This is a genomic window from Robinsoniella sp. RHS, from assembly GCF_001029355.1.
Taxonomy (GTDB): Bacteria; Bacillota; Clostridia; order Lachnospirales; family Lachnospiraceae; genus Robinsoniella; species Robinsoniella peoriensis.
The window spans coordinates 1-2513 of record NZ_JNGB01000187.1 but is presented as its reverse complement, the minus strand read 5'-3'; the positions used below and the strand labels follow the sequence as shown (position 1 = coordinate 2513).

Annotated in this window: 3 protein-coding genes; all 3 read right to left on the bottom strand. The window is 41.6% G+C overall.

Annotated elements, in window-relative coordinates:
- Window positions 1-1327 (bottom strand): carbamoyl-phosphate synthase large subunit (gene carB / locus RHS_RS27920; protein ID WP_047835029.1); only part of this gene is annotated, 1327 nt, incomplete at its 3' end.
- Between the two features lie 118 nt (window positions 1328-1445).
- On the bottom strand, window positions 1446-1913 hold the full coding sequence (locus RHS_RS27915) for a hypothetical protein (protein WP_027296069.1): 468 nt from the start codon (window positions 1911-1913) through the stop codon (window positions 1446-1448).
- A 195-nt stretch (window positions 1914-2108) separates the two neighbouring features.
- Window positions 2109-2513 (bottom strand): hypothetical protein (locus RHS_RS27910; RefSeq protein ID WP_047835028.1); only part of this gene is annotated, 405 nt, incomplete at its 5' end.

Below are 2513 nucleotides of genomic sequence, written 5' to 3'. Positions count from 1 at the left end.
AAGCACCTTTTCTCAATGCTTCATACATAATAAACTGACGTTCACTTGTAGGAACGGCAAGCATTTTCAAAAGTTCTTTCTTCGACTTGGTTGCAAAATCCTTTGCATTGCCAAGTCCGTACCTGCCGGTCTCAAGACTTCTGATTGCCTTCTGGAAAGCTTCTTTATAAGTCTTACCGATACTCATAACTTCACCAACGGCACGCATCTGGGTTCCAAGCTTATCCTCAGATCCTTTAAACTTCTCAAACGCCCAGCGGGCAAACTTAATTACAATGTAATCACCGCCTGGAACATACTGGTCCAGAGTTCCATACTTGCCGCACGGAATTTCATCTAAAGTCAAACCACTTGCAAGCATTGCGGAAACCAGAGCAATAGGGAACCCGGTTGCTTTTGATGCCAGCGCAGATGAACGTGATGTCCTTGGATTAATCTCAATTACGATAATGCGGTCACTGACCGGATCATGTGCAAACTGTACGTTGGTACCACCAATTACTTCAATGGCTTCAACGATTTTATAAGCCTGCTCCTGAAGTCTTTTCTGAACCTCTCCGGATATGGTCAGCATCGGTGCAGAACAGAAAGAATCGCCTGTATGAACGCCCAGCGGATCAATATTTTCAATAAAGCAGACTGTAATCATGTTGTTCTTCGCATCACGGACAACTTCTAATTCCAGCTCTTCCCAGCCGAGAATTGATTCTTCAACTAATACCTGGCCTACCAGACTTGCCTGTAATCCTCTGGCACATACCGTCTTTAACTCTTCAACATTATATACCAGTCCGCCGCCTGCACCACCCATGGTATATGCAGGACGCAGAACTACCGGATAACCCAGATTGTCAGCAATTTTCACTGCCTCTTCTACGGTATATGCCACTTCACTTTTTGCCATTTCGATTCCCAGGCTGTCCATAGCCTTTTTGAATTCGATACGGTCTTCTCCACGCTCAATAGCATCTACCTGAACACCGATAACCTTTACGTCATATTTTTCCAAAACACCGGCTTTTGCCAGTTCGGAACACAGATTCAGACCGGACTGTCCACCCAGGTTTGGCAGTAACGCATCCGGACGTTCTTTTTCAATAATCTGAGTCAGACGTTCCACATTTAATGGTTCAATATAAGTAATATCCGCTGTTTCCGGATCTGTCATGATTGTTGCCGGATTGGAATTTACCAGAACAATTTCATAACCAAGGTTTCTTAGCGCTTTACACGCCTGTGTTCCGGAATAGTCAAATTCGCATGCCTGTCCAATGATGATAGGACCGGAACCGATAATAAGTACTTTGTGAATATCATTTCTCTTCATGGTTTTACCTCTCATAATATCTTTTTGTATACTATACTACACAAAATCATTAGGTCTATTATACGTTATTGTAAGAGATGTGTAAATATATAATTTTATCCCATGATAAAATTCTGCCTCAGGCGCGTTCTCTTCGCTTATACTTCCTCAGAACTGCTTCAAAATACTCCAGCATTTCCTCTCTTTCATATACCATTGTCCCCTCTTTCAAGGTCTCCATATAATCCTGCAGCATATCATAAGTTTTCTTTTCACTGATTACAACTCTCTGACTCTTGCCTTCCCCGTTTCTTACAAATACCTGTGCCTGGTCCTTGTCGAATACCTCCATATAGATATTCTTCATGGTTCCCGCCTCATCTGTCCTTAACATATAACCTTCCGAGCCGCCTTTTTTTATTTCTGTATAGACCTGCTCCAGAATCTGATATGTATGGCGCAGTCCAAGTGGATGCTGCTCCGCCTCCGGTACTCCAACTATCGTTCCCTGCCTGGCGAACTCTTCCAGTCCGGTATCCGGAAAATAAAACCTGAATTTTCTTTTCCCCTGTATTTCTCTCATATCCCGATTATTGTCATTCATCATCTCACACTACCTCCACCAGATAGATTGTATGTTTAGTTTCTTTTTTTCCTCAAATAATCCTTATATCTTAATATCCTTTTAATATTAAGAATTATTATAACATGTTAACACTTTCATAACAACATCCGATCGAACATGTGACCGTTTTTTGTAAAAAACAGAAGAGTATACTCAGATTCGAATACTCTTCTGCCTTTATTTATGTTCACTTCCTGCAGTCTCTTTCATTGCTTCTACCGTATTTCTGTCACATTCTCCAATGCCATATCTCGCCATCTCATAATATTCGGTCATTTTCGGTCCGCCGGATACCTCGGGAAATAATTCTATTCGAATTTCTTCCGGCATACAGGATGCCGGCAAAATTCTGCCCTTTTTCATTCTCCCTTTCACGAATTTTTTATACATCTTTCTTATTTTCATGTTATTGCTGCCAGTAAAAAGTTCCCGGATTGTTCGTCTGTTTTTTCGTTTCTTTACCCTTTCCTCTCTCCACAGAAAAGTGCTGGACTCCTGTATCTCTTCGTCCGGCATCTTCTGTTTATATTTCCGGTAGATTCTGTAAATTCCATATGCTGCCAGAAATACAATTCCTGCAGC

Bases quoted from the DNA above. Each gene is read 5' to 3' on its own strand.
- RHS_RS27915 (WP_027296069.1), bottom strand. From the start codon at position 1,913: ATGATGAATGACAATAATCGGGATATGAGAGAAATACAGGGGAAAAGA.